14 protein-coding genes are annotated in these 16,023 nt (G+C 65.1%); 10 read left to right on the forward strand and 4 right to left on the reverse strand.

Translation table 11 applies throughout. The features are described 5' to 3' along the window. Positions 1–5: 5 nt before the first annotated feature. Positions 6–809, reverse strand: coding sequence for an FCD domain-containing protein (locus P9228_RS06910; protein WP_095801083.1), 804 nt, complete (start codon positions 807–809; stop codon positions 6–8). A 208-nt stretch (positions 810–1,017) separates the two neighbouring features. On the opposite strand from P9228_RS06910, the gene P9228_RS06915 reads away from it, so the two are divergent. From P9228_RS06915 to glcF, 5 genes are all read left to right on the forward strand, one after another. Beyond that, complete coding sequence (locus P9228_RS06915) at positions 1,018–2,334, forward strand: DUF3422 family protein (protein ID WP_067327348.1); 1,317 nt, start codon at positions 1,018–1,020, stop codon at positions 2,332–2,334. Positions 2,335–2,620: 286 nt separating this feature from the next. Beyond that, on the forward strand, positions 2,621–4,117 hold the full coding sequence (locus P9228_RS06920) for an FAD-linked oxidase C-terminal domain-containing protein (protein WP_278052810.1): 1,497 nt from the start codon (positions 2,621–2,623) through the stop codon (positions 4,115–4,117). Between the two features lie 64 nt (positions 4,118–4,181). Next, entirely contained in the window at positions 4,182–5,438 is a 1,257-nt protein-coding gene (locus P9228_RS06925) for an FAD-binding protein (protein ID WP_278052811.1), read from the forward strand. Further along, the gene (locus P9228_RS06930) at positions 5,435–5,824 is read left to right on the forward strand and encodes a DUF4870 domain-containing protein (protein WP_278052812.1); all 390 of its coding nucleotides are present in this window, start codon (positions 5,435–5,437) and stop codon (positions 5,822–5,824) included. The genes P9228_RS06925 and P9228_RS06930 overlap by 4 nt, the downstream gene beginning before the upstream one ends. Before the next feature lie 69 nt (positions 5,825–5,893). Then, entirely contained in the window at positions 5,894–7,219 is a 1,326-nt protein-coding gene (gene glcF / locus P9228_RS06935) for a glycolate oxidase subunit GlcF (protein WP_278052813.1), read from the forward strand. Here the strand turns inward: glcF and P9228_RS06940 are convergent, their stop codons facing one another. Then, complete coding sequence (locus P9228_RS06940) at positions 7,220–8,140, reverse strand: bifunctional 5,10-methylenetetrahydrofolate dehydrogenase/5,10-methenyltetrahydrofolate cyclohydrolase (RefSeq protein ID WP_095781901.1); 921 nt, start codon at positions 8,138–8,140, stop codon at positions 7,220–7,222. Between the two features lie 340 nt (positions 8,141–8,480). After that, positions 8,481–9,221 carry a L,D-transpeptidase gene (locus P9228_RS06945; protein WP_127403499.1) on the reverse strand — a complete coding sequence of 247 codons (741 nt, stop codon included), beginning with the start codon at positions 9,219–9,221 and terminating at the stop codon, positions 8,481–8,483. 215 nt (positions 9,222–9,436) lie between these two features. Between P9228_RS06945 and P9228_RS06950 the strand changes: the two genes are divergently transcribed. Continuing rightward, positions 9,437–10,075: a DNA-3-methyladenine glycosylase I gene (locus P9228_RS06950; protein WP_127215715.1), complete on the forward strand. Its 639-nt coding sequence runs from the start codon at positions 9,437–9,439 to the stop codon at positions 10,073–10,075. A gap of 125 nt (positions 10,076–10,200) precedes the next feature. Here P9228_RS06950 and P9228_RS06955 read toward each other — a convergent pair whose 3' ends face one another. Beyond that, on the reverse strand, positions 10,201–10,437 hold the full coding sequence (locus P9228_RS06955) for a hypothetical protein (protein WP_278052814.1): 237 nt from the start codon (positions 10,435–10,437) through the stop codon (positions 10,201–10,203). A 228-nt stretch (positions 10,438–10,665) separates the two neighbouring features. Between P9228_RS06955 and hisS the strand changes: the two genes are divergently transcribed. The 4 genes from hisS to P9228_RS06975 all read left to right on the forward strand — a co-directional run bounded on the left by hisS (position 10,666) and on the right by P9228_RS06975 (position 15,996). Next, a complete protein-coding gene (hisS, locus tag P9228_RS06960) occupies positions 10,666–12,168 on the forward strand; it encodes a histidine--tRNA ligase (protein ID WP_278052815.1) in 1,503 nt (500 codons plus the stop codon). Positions 12,169–12,342: 174 nt separating this feature from the next. Beyond that, complete coding sequence (locus tag P9228_RS06965) at positions 12,343–13,464, forward strand: ATP phosphoribosyltransferase regulatory subunit (protein WP_066989230.1); 1,122 nt, start codon at positions 12,343–12,345, stop codon at positions 13,462–13,464. Beyond that, positions 13,461–14,159 carry an ATP phosphoribosyltransferase gene (gene hisG / locus P9228_RS06970; protein WP_278052816.1) on the forward strand — a complete coding sequence of 233 codons (699 nt, stop codon included), beginning with the start codon at positions 13,461–13,463 and terminating at the stop codon, positions 14,157–14,159. The genes P9228_RS06965 and hisG overlap by 4 nt, the downstream gene beginning before the upstream one ends. Before the next feature lie 70 nt (positions 14,160–14,229). After that, positions 14,230–15,996, forward strand: a complete 1,767-nt coding sequence (locus P9228_RS06975; RefSeq protein ID WP_278052817.1) for an AMP-binding protein — start codon at positions 14,230–14,232, stop codon at positions 15,994–15,996. Positions 15,997–16,023: the final 27 nt, after the last annotated feature.

Consider the following 16,023-nt stretch of genomic DNA (forward strand, 5'->3'; position numbering starts at 1 on the left):
AGTGCTTAGGAGCGTTTGCGTGTCGGTTCGATGTCGCCGGCTTCCGAGCGCTGCCTGAGCCTCAGCCGTGACACGCGCTGCCAGTCGCCGCTGCGCTCGGCCTCAGCCATGGAGCGCTCGACATAGGTAATGTGGTCCATCGCCGCCTTGCGGGCGGCGGCGGGATCCGCCGCCTTGATCGCGGCGTGGATTGCCCGGTGCTGCTCAAGCAACGCCTCGCGCGCGCCGGGCACGGTGAAGACCAGCAACCGGTTCTGGAACACGCCCTCGGAGAGCAGCCGGTAGCAGGAGCGCAGCGTGTGCAGGAGGATGATGTTGTGCGCGCATTCGCAGACCGCGTGGTGGAATTCGACGTCGATTTCCGCCTCGTCGTCGAAGTCGCCGGTACGGTGCGCCTCGTCCATGCGCGCCATGATGCGGTCAAGCAGCGCCAGATCCTCGGGCGTCGCTCGCCGCGCCGCGTATTCGGCCGCGATTGCCTCGACCTCGCGCCGGTATTCCAGATAGTCGGTCACCGCCTTGCGGTGCATCGAGATCAGATCGGTCACCGGCCTGGTGAAAAGCTGGCCGATGACGTCGGCGACATGCGTGCCGCCGCCCGGTCTGGTGGTCAGCAGCCCGCGTCCTTCCAGCGCCTTCAGCGCGTCGCGCAGGATCGGCCGCGACACGTCGAACTGACGCGCCAGCTCGCGCTCGCCCGGCAGCCGGTCGCCGGTGCGCAGCACGCCCTCGAGGATCAGGCTCTCGATCTGCTGCACCACCTCGTCGGCGGTGCGCGAATGCTCGATCCTGGAGAAGATATCGCTCAATGGAAGCGCGCCTGGAAACGGAATGGATGTCGCGCAGATCTAAGCCTCCGTCGCCAACTGGTCAAATTATTTATCCAATTCGCCGAATCAGGTCGACTCCTCGGCGGCTCTGTGAATCGGCTGCAGTTGAAATTTGCTGTTTACGGCCCCTGCCGATTGCCGCAAGACAACGCGATTGCACGAAGGGTCGAAACCAGGGGGACCAGCCGTGTCGGACGCCAATCTCGAATTCCAGCCGCGTGCCCAGGGCAGCGTCATGGGCTTTCCGGCCCATGAGGGTCGCCCCGGCGCGCTAGGCGAGGTCCATGCTCGTCCGCACCCGCTGGTCGAGAAGCCGCGCGTGCTCATCCAACTCTCGTTCATGACCGAAGGCGGCTCGGCCGTCGACCTTGCCGTGCTGTCGGACCTGTCGCGGCGCTTGGGCATCGCAGCGCCCGAACGCCATGCCCGCCACCATGCCATGAAATGGGGCAAGGGCACCTTGCGCTGGGAACGGCATACGGAGTTCTCGACCTATCTCTGGGAAGGGCCGCTGGCCGAAAGCAGCCGGGGCCAGGAGGATTCGCCCTTCGGCAACGGCTTCTCGCCGCCGGGAACGGTGATCTCCGGCATCCGGCTCGAAATCCGCAAATGGACGCAGGCGAGCGAGAAGCTGATCGCCGGCTTCGATCCGACCAGCCTCTGCTATTCGCTGGTCGAGCGCGGTGCGGCGGCCATCGTCACCGACTTTCGCCAGGATGGTGACGGGCTGACCCGCATGCTGGTGCTCGACCGCGGCCTGACGCCGGCGAGCACCGGCGCCTTGTCGCAACGGCTGATCGACATCGAGACCTACCGGACGCTTGCCATGCTTGGCCTGCCGCTGGCGCTGACGCTGTCTGGCCGCGCCCGCCGCATCGAGGACCGGCTGGCGCAGACGACGCTTGAAATGAAGGCGGCCGAGACCCGCGACAGCCAGACCTTGCTCGCCGACCTCACCGAACTTGCAGCCGAATTGGAGGCCGATGCGGCATCCAGCCTCTACCGTTTCGGCGCCAGCCGCGCCTATGACGGCATCGTCAGCGAGCGGTTGGAGGCGCTGGATGAGGAGTCGGTACAGGGCTACGACACCTGGGCAGGCTTCCTGCAACGGCGCATGGCGCCGGCGATGCGAACCTGCCGCTCGGTGGAGGAGCGCCAGGCGAACCTCTCGCGAAAACTCACCCGCGCCACCACGTTGCTGCGCACCTGGGTCGATGTCGACGTCGAGAAGCAGAACCGCGACCTGCTGGCCTCGATGAACAATCGCGCCAGGCTGCAGTTGCGCCTGCAGCAGACGGTCGAAGGTCTCTCCGTCGCTGCCGTCTCTTATTATGTCGTCGGCCTCATCGGCTATGTCGCCAAAGGCGCGTCGAGCTTCGGCCATGCCTTCCCGCCGGAAGTCGTCACCGCGGCTTCGGTGCCGGTCGCCATCCTGCTCGTCTGGTGGGGCGTGCGCCGCGTGCGCAGGATGCACTCCGAGCCGGCCAAGCATCCGGGCGAGTAAACTTCCCCTCGACCGGGAGATTTCCCGAAGACAACAGGGGGCCGCGGCGCGAGAAGCTCCAGGATCTTCCTCGACGCCAGACGAGCCGGCGGTTACGTGAGGCGAACCCCTGACCGCTTCGCGGCCATCTCCCCTCGAGGGTCCCTCAAGCGGGCAGAAGCCAGCGGCAGATTGCCGCTGCGAAAGCTCGGCCGTCGTTCGCCATCCGATTTCGACCAAAGCAGCGTTTGCAAGGAATGCTCCCGGCTGGTAAAAGATTTTGACCAGTCGAGTGGAGGAGGCTTCGATGTCCGGCCTTGCCATGCCCAAGCCAGATGCCGGGACGCTGCGCAAGCGCGCCGAGATCGTCGCCGACATGCGCATCATCGTGCCGGGCGAGGGCGTTGTCGACACGGCCACCGAGATGCGCGCCTTCGAGAGCGACGGCCTGACCGCCTACCGCCAACTGCCGCTCGTCGTCGTGCTGCCCGAGACGGTGGCGCAGGTCTCCCGCGTGCTGAAATATTGCAACGAGCGCAACATCCGCGTCGTGCCGCGCGGTTCCGGCACGTCGCTGTCGGGCGGCGCGCTGCCGCTCGAAGATGCCGTGCTTCTGGTGATGAGCCGCTTCAACCGCATCCTCGCGATCGACTATCCGAACCGTGTCGTCGTCGCCCAGCCGGGCGTCACCAATCTCGGCATCACCACCGCCGTCGAGCAGGAGGGCTTTTACTACGCCCCCGATCCATCCTCCCAGATCGCCTGCTCGATCGGCGGCAATGTCGCGGAAAATTCCGGCGGCGTGCATTGCCTGAAATACGGGCTTACCGCCAACAATGTGCTGGGCATCCAGATGGTGCTGATGAATGGCGAGGTGGTGCGGCTCGGCGGCAGCCATCTCGATCAGGAAGGCTATGACCTGCTCGGCGTCATGACCGGTTCGGAAGGCCTGCTCGGCGTCGTCACCGAGGTGACGGTGCGCATCCTGAAGAAGCCGGAGACGGCACGCGCGCTGTTGATCGGCTTTCCGACCAGCGAGCAGGGCGGCCAATGCGTCGCCGACATCATCGGCGCCGGCATCATCCCGGGCGGCATGGAGATGATGGATCGCCCGGCGATCCACGCGGCCGAGGATTTCGTCCATGCCGGCTATCCGCTGGATGTCGAGGCGCTGCTGATCGTCGAGCTCGACGGGCCGAGCGTCGAAGTCGATCACCTGATCGGCTTGGTCGAGGCGATCGCCTACCGCAACGGCTCGACCACCTGCCGCATCTCGCAGTCGGAGCAGGAGCGGCTGAGCTTCTGGGCCGGACGCAAGGCCGCCTTCCCGGCCGTCGGCCGCATCTCGCCCGACTATTACTGCATGGACGGCACCATCCCGCGCAAGCAGCTGCCGCGCGTGCTCGCCGGCATGCGCGATCTCTCCGAAGAATACGGGTTGGGCGTCGCCAATGTCTTCCATGCCGGCGACGGCAACCTGCACCCGCTGATCCTCTACGACGCCAACGTGCCGGGCGAGCTCGACAAGGCCGAGCGTTTCGGCGCCGACATATTGCGGCTGTGTGTCGAGGTCGGCGGCGTGCTCACCGGCGAGCATGGCGTCGGCGTCGAGAAGCGCGACCTGATGCCCGAAATGTTCAACCAAGTCGATCTCGACCAGCAAATGCGCGTCAAATGCGCCTTCGACCCCAGCCACCTGCTCAACCCCGGCAAGGTCTTCCCGCAGCTCCGCCGCTGCGCCGAGCTCGGACGCATGCACGTGCATCGGGGCCAGATGGCGTTTCCGGACATTCCGAGGTTTTGATGGGAACGTCCCAGAACTTGGGTTTCTCTCCCCGCTTCGCGGGGGCGAGGAACCGGAGATTGCAATGACCACCTTCACCCCATCCAGCCCCGCCGAAGTCCTCTCCACCATCCAATGGGCCACCGCGGAGGAAAGCCCGCTCGAAATCCTCGGCCATGGCTCCAAGCGGGGCATTGGCCGGCCGCTGCAGACCGAACATTGGCTCGACCTGTCGAAGCTCACCGGCGTCACGCTCTACGAGCCGGCCGAGCTGGTGCTTTCGGCACGCGCCGGCACGCCACTCGCCGAAGTCGAAAAGCTGCTTGCCGAGAACGGCCAGCAATTCGCCTTCGAGCCGATGGATTACGGGCCGCTGCTCGGCGGCGAGCCGGGTAAGGGAACGCTGGGCGGCGTGCTGGCTTCCAACCTATCCGGTCCGCGCCGGCTCAAGGCGGGTGCGGCACGCGACCACATTCTCGGCATATCGGCGGTTTCCGGCCGCGGCGAAGCCTTCAAGTCGGGCGGCCGCGTCGTCAAGAACGTCACCGGCTACGACCTTTCCAAGCTGATGGCGGGGAGCTGGGGCACGCTCGCCGCGCTGACCGACGTCACCTTCAAGGTGCTGCCGGCGGCGGAAACGGAGGTGACTTTGGCCATTCGAGGCCTGCTCGACGATGCTGCCGTTGCGGCTATGGCGCTGGCGCTGGGCTCCAGCGCCGAGGTCTCGAGCGCCGCGCACCTGCCCGAGCGGATCGCCGCGCGGGTCGCCGCCGGCCATCTCGGCAGCGATGCCGCGACGCTGCTGCGCGTCGAAGGCTTTGGCCCCTCGGTCGTCTACCGTACCGAGGCATTGCGGAACCTGCTCAGCAAGGCCGGCCCGCTGCAGGAAATTGCCGGCGAAGCGTCGAAGGCGATCTGGCGCGACATCCGCGACTGTGTGCCTTTTGCCGATGGCGGCGCAGGGCCGGTCTGGCGCGTCTCGATGCCGCCGTCTGAGGCGCATCATATGGTGATGGCGCTGCGCATGCAGGCGGCGGTTGACGCCTTTTATGACTGGCAGGGCGGTCTCGCGTGGCTCTCGATGCGCGAGGACGACCCGGACGCGGAACTGCTGCGCGGTCTTATTCGCAAATATGGCGGCGGTCACGCGACGCTGGCGCGCGCATCTGCCTCGCATCGCGCGGCGCTCCCCGTTTTCGAACCGCAACCGCCGTATCTGGCGGCGCTTTCCGCGCGGGTGAAGGCCGAGTTTGACCCGAAGCACATTCTCAACCCCGGCCGCATGGCGCCTACTTCCAGCTCTGCTACTCTTTCTCTGTCAACGGAGGGAGCAGCACCATGAGCAATGCCAATCCAGGCCCGGGCAGCGGCTCGCGCCAGACCGATCGCTGGCTTGAGCCGGGTCAGACCAACGCGCTGATCATCTACATTCTCTATCTCGCCAGCCTTGTCGTCGGCGTCACCGGCATTATCGGAATCGTGCTCGCCTACATCAATCGCGGCAAGGCGGGCGGCTATGTCGAAAGCCACTACACATTCCTGATCAGGACGTTCTGGATCGGCCTTCTCTACGCGCTGATCTCGGTGGTCCTGATGATGCTCGCGATCGGCTTCCTGCTGATGTTTGCGGTTGCCGTCTGGTTCATCGTCCGCTGCATTCTCGGCCTGCAGACGCTGCAGCGTGGCGAGCCGATCAGGGACCCGCAAAGCTGGCTTCTCGGTCAATGAGAGCATGATCCAGCAAAGTGAAAACCGGTTTGCGGAAAAGATCATGCTTAGACGATAAGGACATTTTTCGTGCAGACCAATTTTTCAGCCGCGCAGCTCGCTGACCCGCATGTCGCGGAATCGGAGAAGATCCTGCGCAAATGCGTGCATTGCGGCTTCTGCACCGCGACTTGCCCGACCTATGTAACGCTCGGCAACGAGTTGGATTCGCCGCGCGGCCGCATCTATCTCATCAAGGATATGCTGGAGAACGGCCGGCCGGCGGATAAGGAGATCGTCACCCATATCGACCGCTGCCTCTCCTGCCTTGCCTGCATGACGACATGTCCGTCAGGCGTGAATTACATGCATCTGGTCGATCATGCCCGCGCCCACATCGAGCAGACCTACAGACGGCCGCTGCTCGACCGGCTGATCCGCGCCATGCTGGCTTTCGTGCTGCCCTATCCAGGCCGCTTCCGCGCCGCGCTGAAGCTCGCCCGGCTCGGCCGGCCATTGATCGGCCTGTTGGAAAAGCTGCCGACCCTGAAGCCGGTCGCCGCCATGCTAGAGCTTGCGCCGTCGTCGATCCCGCCGGCATCGCCGATCGCCTCGCCCGGGGTGCATGCGGGGCAGGGCACGAAACGCGGCCGCGTCGCCATCCTCACCGGTTGCGCCCAGTCGGTGCTCGATCCCGCCATCAACGAGGCGGCCGTCTCGCTGCTGACGCGGCTCGGCGTCGAGGTCGTGGTGCCGGAAGGCGAGGGCTGCTGCGGCGCGCTGGTGCACCACATGGGCCGCGAGGATCAGGCTCTTGCGTCGGCTAGGCAAAATGTCGACGCCTGGACGCGCGCGATAGACCAGGGCGGGCTCGACACCATCATCATCACCGCGTCCGGCTGCGGCACCACCATCAAGGATTACGGCTTCATGCTGCGTCTCGATCCGGCCTATGCGGAAAAGGCGGCTCGTGTCTCGGCGGTGGCTAAGGATATCACCGAATATCTCGCTGCCCTCGACCTGCCTGAGCCGGTGCGCAAGCCGGGCACGATCGTCGCCTATCATTCCGCCTGCTCGATGCAGCACGGCCAGAAGATTACCCGTCAGCCGAAGGAGCTTTTGGCCAAGGCGGGCTTCGTCGTGCGCGAGCCGCGCGAGGGGCATCTCTGCTGCGGCTCGGCCGGCACCTACAACATCCTGCAGCCCGACATTTCGGCCAAGCTGCGCAACCGCAAGGTGAAAAATATCGAGGCGACCGGCGCCGAAATCGTTGCCACCGGCAATATAGGCTGCATCACGCAGATCGCGTCCGCGGCGAAGCTGCCGGTGGTGCACACGATAAAATTGCTCGACTGGGCCTATGGCGGCCCGAAGCCCGATGGCGTTTCCGAGAACAGCCTGGGTGGCGCGGAATAGCTACTCAGCCGCCAGCTGGTCCGCCACACCGTAGGTCGCGCGGTAGAGCGCGCGCTGACGGCTGAGCGCCACCATGGTGTTGCGCAGCAGGATCGCCACCGTCAGCGGGCCGACGCCGCCCGGCACCGGCGTGATCCAGGAGGCGACCTCCTTGACGCTCTCGGTGTCGACATCGCCGACGATGCGGCTCTCGCCGTCCGGGCCGATCTCGGAATTGATGCCGATGTCGATGACGCAGGCGCCGGGCTTCACCATCTCGGCCTTGATCAGTCGCGGCCTGCCGACGGCGACGAACAGCGCGTCCGCGCGCCGCGCATGCGCCGCCACCGAGCGCGTCATGTGATGGCACACCGTCACTGTCGCACCCTCGCTCATCAGCAGAAAGGCGATCGGCTTGCCGACGATCTCGGAATGGCCGACCACCACCACCTCGAGGCCTTTCAGGTCGAGGCCGGTCTCTTTGAGCAGTTCGACCGATGCGGCCGCCGTGCAGGGCGCGAGGTCGAGCTGGTTGTAGACGATGTTGCCGATCGAGGCCGGATGCATGCCCTCGACGTCCTTCAGCGGGTGCACCGCCGCCTGCAGCGTCTTGATCGGGATATGCGCCGGCACCGGCCGCTGGATGATGATACCGGTGACGCGCGGATCGGCGTTGAGGCCGTGAATGGCGGCTTCCAGCTCGCCCGCCGTGATGTCGGCGGCAAAGCGCCGTTCCTCGAAGCCGATGCCGGCAAGCCCGGCCTTGGCGCGCTGGTTGCGCACATAGACGTCGACCGCGTCGGTGTCGCCGACGGTGATCGAGACCAGCTTCGGCGGGAAGCCTTCCGCTGTGGCGATGGCCGCTTCCTCGCGTACCGAAGCGATGATGCGCTGGGCGACCGGACCGCCCCTGAGATAGCGGCTGTCGTCGGACCGGGTCATAGGTGGAAACCTCTGCCTTCTGGAGCAACTCCAGAAGGGCGGTTTTCCGTCCGGAATTGCGTAAAAACAAGATTGTGCGCTGCATAGCAGAGGTGGGCCGGGAAATCAGCCCCGAATGCGAAGCATGCTGCTTCCGGGGCGACCCGCTGACGGGCTTGAAACGAAAAGGGCAGCGCGGTCTCCCGTGCTGCCCTTTCGTGACTGACCGTATCCCCACACGGCCCGTCCCCCGTTAACTCGATGCCAGTCTAAGCATGTCTATCAAAGGCGCGCTATGGCTTGAGGGCAACAGCAAGCGCCAAAACTGCTCAGCGCCGCCTAACCGGCTGATTCGCAATTACTATATCACCTCGACGGTTGTTCCGACATTGACGCGCTCGTAGAGGTCGACAACATCCTCGTTGCGCATGCGGATGCAGCCGGAGGACACCGCGCCCCCGATCGTCCAGGGCTGGTTGGTGCCGTGGATGCGGTATTCCGTGGTGCCGAGATAGAGTGCGCGCGCGCCGAGCGGGTTCTCGATGCCGCCGGCCAGATAGGTCGGCAGGTAGCGACCCTTGGCCGCCTCGCGGGCGATCATTGCCGCCGGCGGGCGCCAGTCCGGCCACACTTTCTTGTCGGTGATCTTGTGCGTGCCCGACCATTCGAAACCGGGCTTGCCGGTGCCGACACCGTAACGGCGCGCCTTGCCGTCCTTCTCGACAAGATAAAGGAAGTTCTGGTGGGTATCGATGACGATCGTGCCCGGCCTCTGCGGCCCGTCATAGGCGACTTCCTGAGGCAGGTAGATCGGGTTGATCTGTGGCCGCATCACCATGCGCTTGGCAGGCTGCCGCACGGCTGCGGTGCGCTGCTGGTCGGGCTGCGCCTGGAAAAGCCGCCGCAGCGGCTGCTGGGTCGCCCGGCGGCTCGGGCGCACGATCCCTGGCGCATGGCCGAGCTGCAGCACCCAAGGCGCTGAAAGATCGGGGCTCACCATCACGGGCGGCCTGTCGGCATAACGGTCATTGGCGAAAGAGGTCGTCGCGCCGGCGGCAAGCACCGCGGCTGCGCCGAGCACGAAAGTGAACGCTGTCTTCATCGGAACGCACCTTGATCGTCGAACTCGTCCAAGAGCAGGGAAGAGCCCTCGGCGTGGCGATCCTTGGCGCTGAGCGGCAAGCAAAACATGAATCGGAACGCGTAAAATGCCGACTTGTCAGTAAACTTTGTGGTGTGGTTACCGGCCGGTTCAGGAATCTGGTAAAGCCACGGTAAAACCGACGCTTGCGCGCATTAACGGACGGATTTCTAACAATGGAACAAGAAAATGCCGGCCTGCTCGATGGCCCCGACGGTATCGCGCGCTGCTTCTGGCACGGCAATCTGCCGGACTATCTGGACTATCACGACCATGAATGGGGCCGGCCGGTAGCGGACGATCGCCGGCTCTTCGAAAAGATCTGCCTCGAAGGTTTCCAGTCCGGTCTCTCCTGGCTGACTATCCTGCGCAAGCGCGAGAATTTCCGCGAGGCTTTCGCCAATTTCGACTTCGACAAGGTGGCGGCGTTCACCGACAAGGATGTCGAGCGTCTGCTCGGCAATGTCGGCATCATCCGCCATCGCGGCAAGATCGTCTCGACCATCAACAACGCCGGGCGTGCCCGTGAAATGGCCGATGAATTCGGCTCGCTGGCCGCCTGGTTCTGGAAGTTCGAGCCGGGGCCTGACGAGCGGCCGAGGGTCGTCGACCTCGCCCAACTGCGCGCCAATCCGACGACGGCGGTCTCGGTCCGGATCTCGAAGGAACTGAAGAAGCGCGGCTGGAGCTTCGTCGGCCCGACCACCGTCTATGCCTTCATGCAGGCGATGGGCTTGGTCAACGACCATCTCGAAGGCTGTGTCTGCCGGGCAGAGGTGGAGGCCGAACGGCAGAGGTTCAAGAGGCCGAAATAGCGTCACCTCTACCTGCCCCTTATGGCCCCCTTGTGGGCAGGTCGCGCCGAAGGCGCGGGTCGGGTCGCAAAACCGAGTTCTCGCCTCCGACGCTACGCGTCCTCAGATTGGAGGGTGGGGCAAGATCAGAGGCTACCGGCGCTAGTCAGAAACAGCCCGGCGATGATGGCCGCCACGGCGGCAAAGGCCGGGTAGATCACCAGCAGTCCGGTCACCAGCGCGTCGCGCACCGTCGGCTTGTGGGCTTCCGCCACGACCCCGAACGGCCCTGCGGGCTGCTGCGCCGGCTTGGGGGTGGCGCTGTCGGCCGGCCGGAGCTTGGGAACCGGCTTGCTCTCAATGATGTCTTCCGTGGTCGTCATGGCCCGAACCCTTATTTCGGCGCGCTTTATGGTCCTTGATTGTGTCGGCAGCATGCCGCGCTGGTGACGCAATTGTTTCGTTCTTGGCGCCGTTTTGTTTCGAAGGCACGGCCTTTCCTTCTCGCACAAGGAGAAGGGAAGGCGCCAACCCTTGCCGCCCAAGGCGGTATCGTCTAGGACACGCCCGCTCGAAATAAGTCAGCGTTCACATAGCGAAAAGACCCATCCATGGCCGACAAATCGGAAAAGACGAAAGCGCGCCTGCCGCGCGGTTTTGCCGACCGCAGCGCAGAAGACATTCGCGCCGTCGAGAAGATGATGGCGACTATACGCTCGGTCTATGAGCTTTACGGTTTCGAGCCGGTCGACCAGCCGATGATCGAATATACCGATGCTTTGGGCAAATTCCTGCCCGACCAGGACCGCCCGAACGAAGGCGTCTTCTCGTTCCAGGACGATGACGACCAGTGGCTGTCGCTGCGCTACGACCTGACGGCGCCGACGGCGCGTTTCGTCGCCGAGAATTACGACCGCCTGCCGAAACCCTATCGCAGCTACCGGTCCGGCTGGGTGTTCCGCAACGAGAAGCCGGGCCCCGGCCGCTTCCGCCAGTTCATGCAGTTCGACGCCGATACGATCGGCACGCCGGGCGTCGCCGCCGACGCCGAGATGGCGATGATGATGGCCGACGTGATGGAGGCGCTTGGCATCAAGCGGGGCGACTACGTCATCCGCGTCAACAACCGCAAGGTGCTGGACGGTGTGCTGGAGGCGATTGGGCTTGGCGGTGAGGAGAATGCTGGGCGCAGACTGACGGTGCTGCGCGCCATCGACAAGCTGGACAAGCTCGGCCCGGAAGGCGTGAGGCTGCTGCTTGGCCCGGGCCGATGGGATGGCGGCAAGGAAGGCGAAGGCGATTTCGCAAAGGGCGCGGGGCTGAACGACGCGCAGGCCGAATCGGTTCTTCTCGCAACGGCAAGGAACGGCCAGGCTGGCCAGGATTCCAGCGTCGGTGCCAACGCTGTGTATCAGGAAGGCGTCGGCGAACTTGCAACGATTGAAGCTCTGGTCAGGGCTGCAGAATATGGCGAGGACCGCATTGCGATGGACCGCTCCGTCGTGCGCGGCCTCGAATATTACACCGGCCCGGTCTTCGAGGCCGAGCTGCTGGCCGAGATCCCCAACGAGGACGGCCAGATCGTGCGCTTCGGCTCGGTCGGCGGCGGCGGCCGCTATGACGGGCTGGTCTCGCGTTTCCGCGGCGAGCCGGTACCGGCGACCGGCTTCTCGATCGGCGTCTCGCGGCTAATGACGGCGCTGAAGAACCTCGGCAAGCTCGACACTTCCGACGTCATTGCGCCGGTCGTCGTCCTGGTCATGGATAAGGATACGGAAAGCCTCGGCCGCTACCAGAAGATGGTCGCCGATCTGCGCGCCGCCGGCATTCGCTCGGAAATGTATCTCGGCGGCGCCGGTATGAAGGCGCAGCTGAAATATGCCGACCGTCGCGGCAGCCCGATCGCCCTCATCCAGGGCGGCGACGAGCGCGTCAAGGGCGAGGTGCAGATCAAGGACCTGATCGAAGGCGCGCGCCTGTCGGCCGAGATCACCGATAACGCGGAATGGCGCGCCGCGCGCCCGGCGCAGGTGACGGTAGCGGAGAGCGAGCTGCTCTCCGAGGTGAAGAAGATCCTGGCAGCGCAGGCCGAGGAGCGGGCACGTGGCAAGTAGGGCGCCAACCTCTCCTTCTCCCTTTGTGGGAGAAGGTGGCCGAGCGAAGCTCGGTCGGATGAGGGGTGTTCCAGGGAGCGCCGGCGTCTCATTCCTTCCAGCACCCCTCATCCGTCTTGGCGCTGCGCGCCAATCCACCTTCTCCCACAAGGGGAGAAGGGGAGGTGGTGCTTTATGACTTCCCGCTATCCCGCCATCGCCGCCGACGTCGCAAAACTCTTCGCTGCCCGGGACACCCACGCGGTCGAGGTGGCCGTGCTGCAGCCGGCCGATCCGTTCCTCGACATGGCGGGCGAAGACCTGCGCCGCCGCATCTTCCTGACCGAGAGCGAGACCGGCAAGACGCTCTGCCTCAGGCCCGAATTCACCATTCCGGTCTGCCTCGACCACATCGCCAGCCAGGCCGGCACGCCGCGGCGCTATTCCTATCTCGGCGAGGTGTTCCGACAGCGCCGCGAGGGCGGCAACGAGTTCTTCCAGGCCGGCATCGAGGATCTCGGCGATCGTGATACCGCCGCCGCTGACGCGCGCTCGCTGGCCGACGCGCACGCGCTGCTCTCGCTGGTGCTGCCCAGCGTGCCGCTCGCCATCACGCTCGGCGACCAGACCTTGTTCGAGGCGGTGCTGGCCGCGCTCGGCCTGCCGCGTGGCTGGCGCATGCGCCTCGCCCGCGCCTTCGGCTCGGCGTCGATGCTGGAAGCGGCCCTTGCCGACCTCGCCAATCCGCCGCGCAACAGCCAGCTGTCGGGTCCGGTGGCCTTGCTGGTGCTCGACAGCGATACCGACGGCCTCGCCGCTTATATCGCCGCCGGCATGGAAGAGGCCGGGCTGTCGGCCTCCTCGGGCCGCGCCCCGGCCGACATCGCGCGGCGGCTGATCGAGAAGGCGCAACTGCGCAGCGTGCGGCTGTCCGACGAGGCGTTCTCGGCGTTGAAAGGATTTCTCGAGATCGACGTCGCGCTGGGCGGAGCAACTGAGGCGCTGGAAAAATTCGCCGCCGCTGCCGGCCTGTCCCTTGGCGCGGCGCTCGAAAATTTCGCCGCCCGCGCCGAGGCGATCGCGGCGCATGGCCTGCCGGTCGAAAAGATCCGCTATGACGCCGCCTTCGGCCGTCCGCTCGATTACTATACCGGTCTCGTCTTCGAGATTGCTGCCCAGGGTGGCGACCGTCCGCTGGTGGGCGGCGGTCGTTACGATCGGCTGCTGACGCTGCTCGGCGCGAAGAAGCCTATCCCCGGCGTCGGCTTCTCGGTGTGGCTCGACCGCATCGAAGCATTACGGGAGCCCACGCGATGATCACGCTGGCGATCCCATCCAAGGGCCGTCTCAAGGAGCAGTCGCTTGAAGTCCTGGCCAAGGCCGGACTGGCGGTCACTCTGCCCGAGGACGACCGCAAATACCGCGCCCGTATCGACGGCCTCGACAATGTCGAGGTGGCCTTCCTCTCGGCGTCCGAGATCGCCGGCGAGATCGGCCAGGGCGCGGTCGATCTCGGCATCACCGGCGAGGATCTGCTGCGCGAAAACCTCGCGGGCTGGGAAGCGCGCGCCGAGATCGTCGCCCGTCTCGGCTTCGGTCATGCCGATGTCGTCGTGGCGGTGCCGGATATCTGGCTCGACGTCGATACCATGGCCGATCTCGACGATGTCGCCGCCGATTTCCGCCAGCGTCATGGCCGGCGGCTCAGGATCGCTACCAAATACTGGCGGCTGACGCAGCAGTTCTTTTCGCTGAAGCACGGCATCCAGGGCTACCGCATCGTCGAAAGCCTCGGCGCCACCGAAGGCGCACCGGCGGCCGGCCTTGCCGACGTCATCGTCGACATCACCACCACCGGCTCGACGCTGCGCGCCAACCATCTCAAGGTGCTGGGCGATGGAATAATCCTGAAGTCGCAAGCCTGTCTCGTTGCTTCCAGGAAGGTCCGCGACGCGGCCGATGAGGCACAGTTGCGTGGCATCGCCACGAAGATGGCTGCGCTGGTCGCTTAACCCATACCTTCGGCGGGTTTCCACCGTCCCGGCAGGCTGATAGGCTGGCTCATCCCGGGAGGTGACGGCGATGGCGATCAAACTCGACGAGCTCATGAACGCCACCAATCTGCGCGGGCGCGGAACGCATGGCACCTTCATTGCTCCGATGGACGGCAGGGCGCATGTCTCGGGCGACCGTTCGACGCCGTTGCTCGACAAAACCATTCCGGAACTGTTCTCCGATACGGTGAGCAGATACGCCACGCTCGATGCCGCCGTCTTCGTCGGCCAAGACAAGCGCTTCACCTGGAGCGAGCTGTCGGATGCGGTCGACGCGCTGGCCGCCGGCTTCCTGGCGCTCGGCCTGGAGAAGGGCGATCGCGTCGGCATCTGGTCGCCCAACCGCTGGGAATGGCTGGTGACCCAGTTCGCCACCGCGCGCATCGGCCTGATCCTGGTCAACATCAACCCGGCCTACCGGCTGAGCGAGCTCGAATATGCGCTCAACAAGGTCGGTTGCAAGGCGCTGGTCACGGCGGTCAGCTTCAAGACCTCCGACTATCTCGGCATGATCGAGACGCTGGCGCCGGAGATCGCCAAAGCCGAGCCCGGCAAGCTCGAGGCAAAGAAGCTGCCGTCGCTGAAGATCGTCATCCGCATGGGCGAGGACAACTCGCCCGGCATGTTCAATTTCGGCGATGTGCTCGCAATGGCCGGACGCGACGAGCATGACAGCCTCGATCGCATCTCCGAAAGCCTGAGGCCCGGCGACGCCATCAACATTCAGTTCACCAGCGGAACGACGGGCGCGCCGAAGGGCGCGACACTCACCCATTCGAACATCGTCAACAACGGCAGCTTCGTCACCTCGGCGATCAAGCTCACCGTCGACGACCGGCTCTGCATCCCTGTGCCGCTCTATCATTGCTTCGGCATGTCGATGGGCACGATGGGCTGCGTCACCAAAGGCGCCACGATGGTCTTCCCGGGCGAAGGTTTTGACGCGGGCGCGACGCTCAGAGCCGTCGCGCAGGAACGTTGCACCGGCCTTTATGGCGTGCCGACCATGTTCGTCGCCATGCTCGATCATGCCGATTTCTCTAGCTTCGACCTCTCCAGCCTGCGCACCGGCATCATGGCCGGCTCGCCATGCCCGATAGAGGTGATGAAGAAGGTGGTGTCGCTGATGCATATGGCGCAAGTGACCATTGCCTATGGCATGACCGAGACCAGTCCGGTTTCTTTCCAGAGCAGCGTCGACGACCCGCTGGAAAAACGCGTCTCCACGGTCGGCCGCATCCATCCGCATGTCGAGGTCAAGGCGATCGGCGCCGATGGCGCCACCGTCCCGGTCGGCGAGCCGGGCGAGCTCTGCACACGCGGCTATTCGGTGATGAAGGGCTATTGGGACGACGCGGAAAAAACCCGCGAGGCGATCGACGCTGACGGCTGGATGCACACCGGCGACCTCGCGACGATCGACGCGGAGGGCTATTGCAACATTGTCGGCCGGGTGAAGGACATGGTCATCCGCGGTGGCGAGAACGTCTATCCGCGCGAGGTCGAGGAATTCCTCTACCGCCACCCCAAGATCAAGGAAGTGCAGGTCTTCGGCATTCCCGACGACAAATATGGCGAGGAGATCTGCGCCTGGATCGTGCTGAAGCCCGGCCAGATCGCCACCGCTGAGGAGATCAAGGCCTTCTGCAGCGGCCAGATCGCGCATTACAAGGTGCCGCGCTACATCCGCTTCCGCACCGAGCTGCCGATGACGGTGACCGGCAAGCCGCAGAAATTCCTGATGCGCGAGGCAATGGTGGAGGAACTGGGGCTGGTGGCGCAGAAGACGGCGTGAGGCGGGATTGATCCGGAAATATTCAGC

It is taken from the genome of Mesorhizobium sp. WSM4898 (genome assembly GCF_029625845.1).
Classification (GTDB): domain Bacteria; phylum Pseudomonadota; class Alphaproteobacteria; order Rhizobiales; family Rhizobiaceae; genus Mesorhizobium.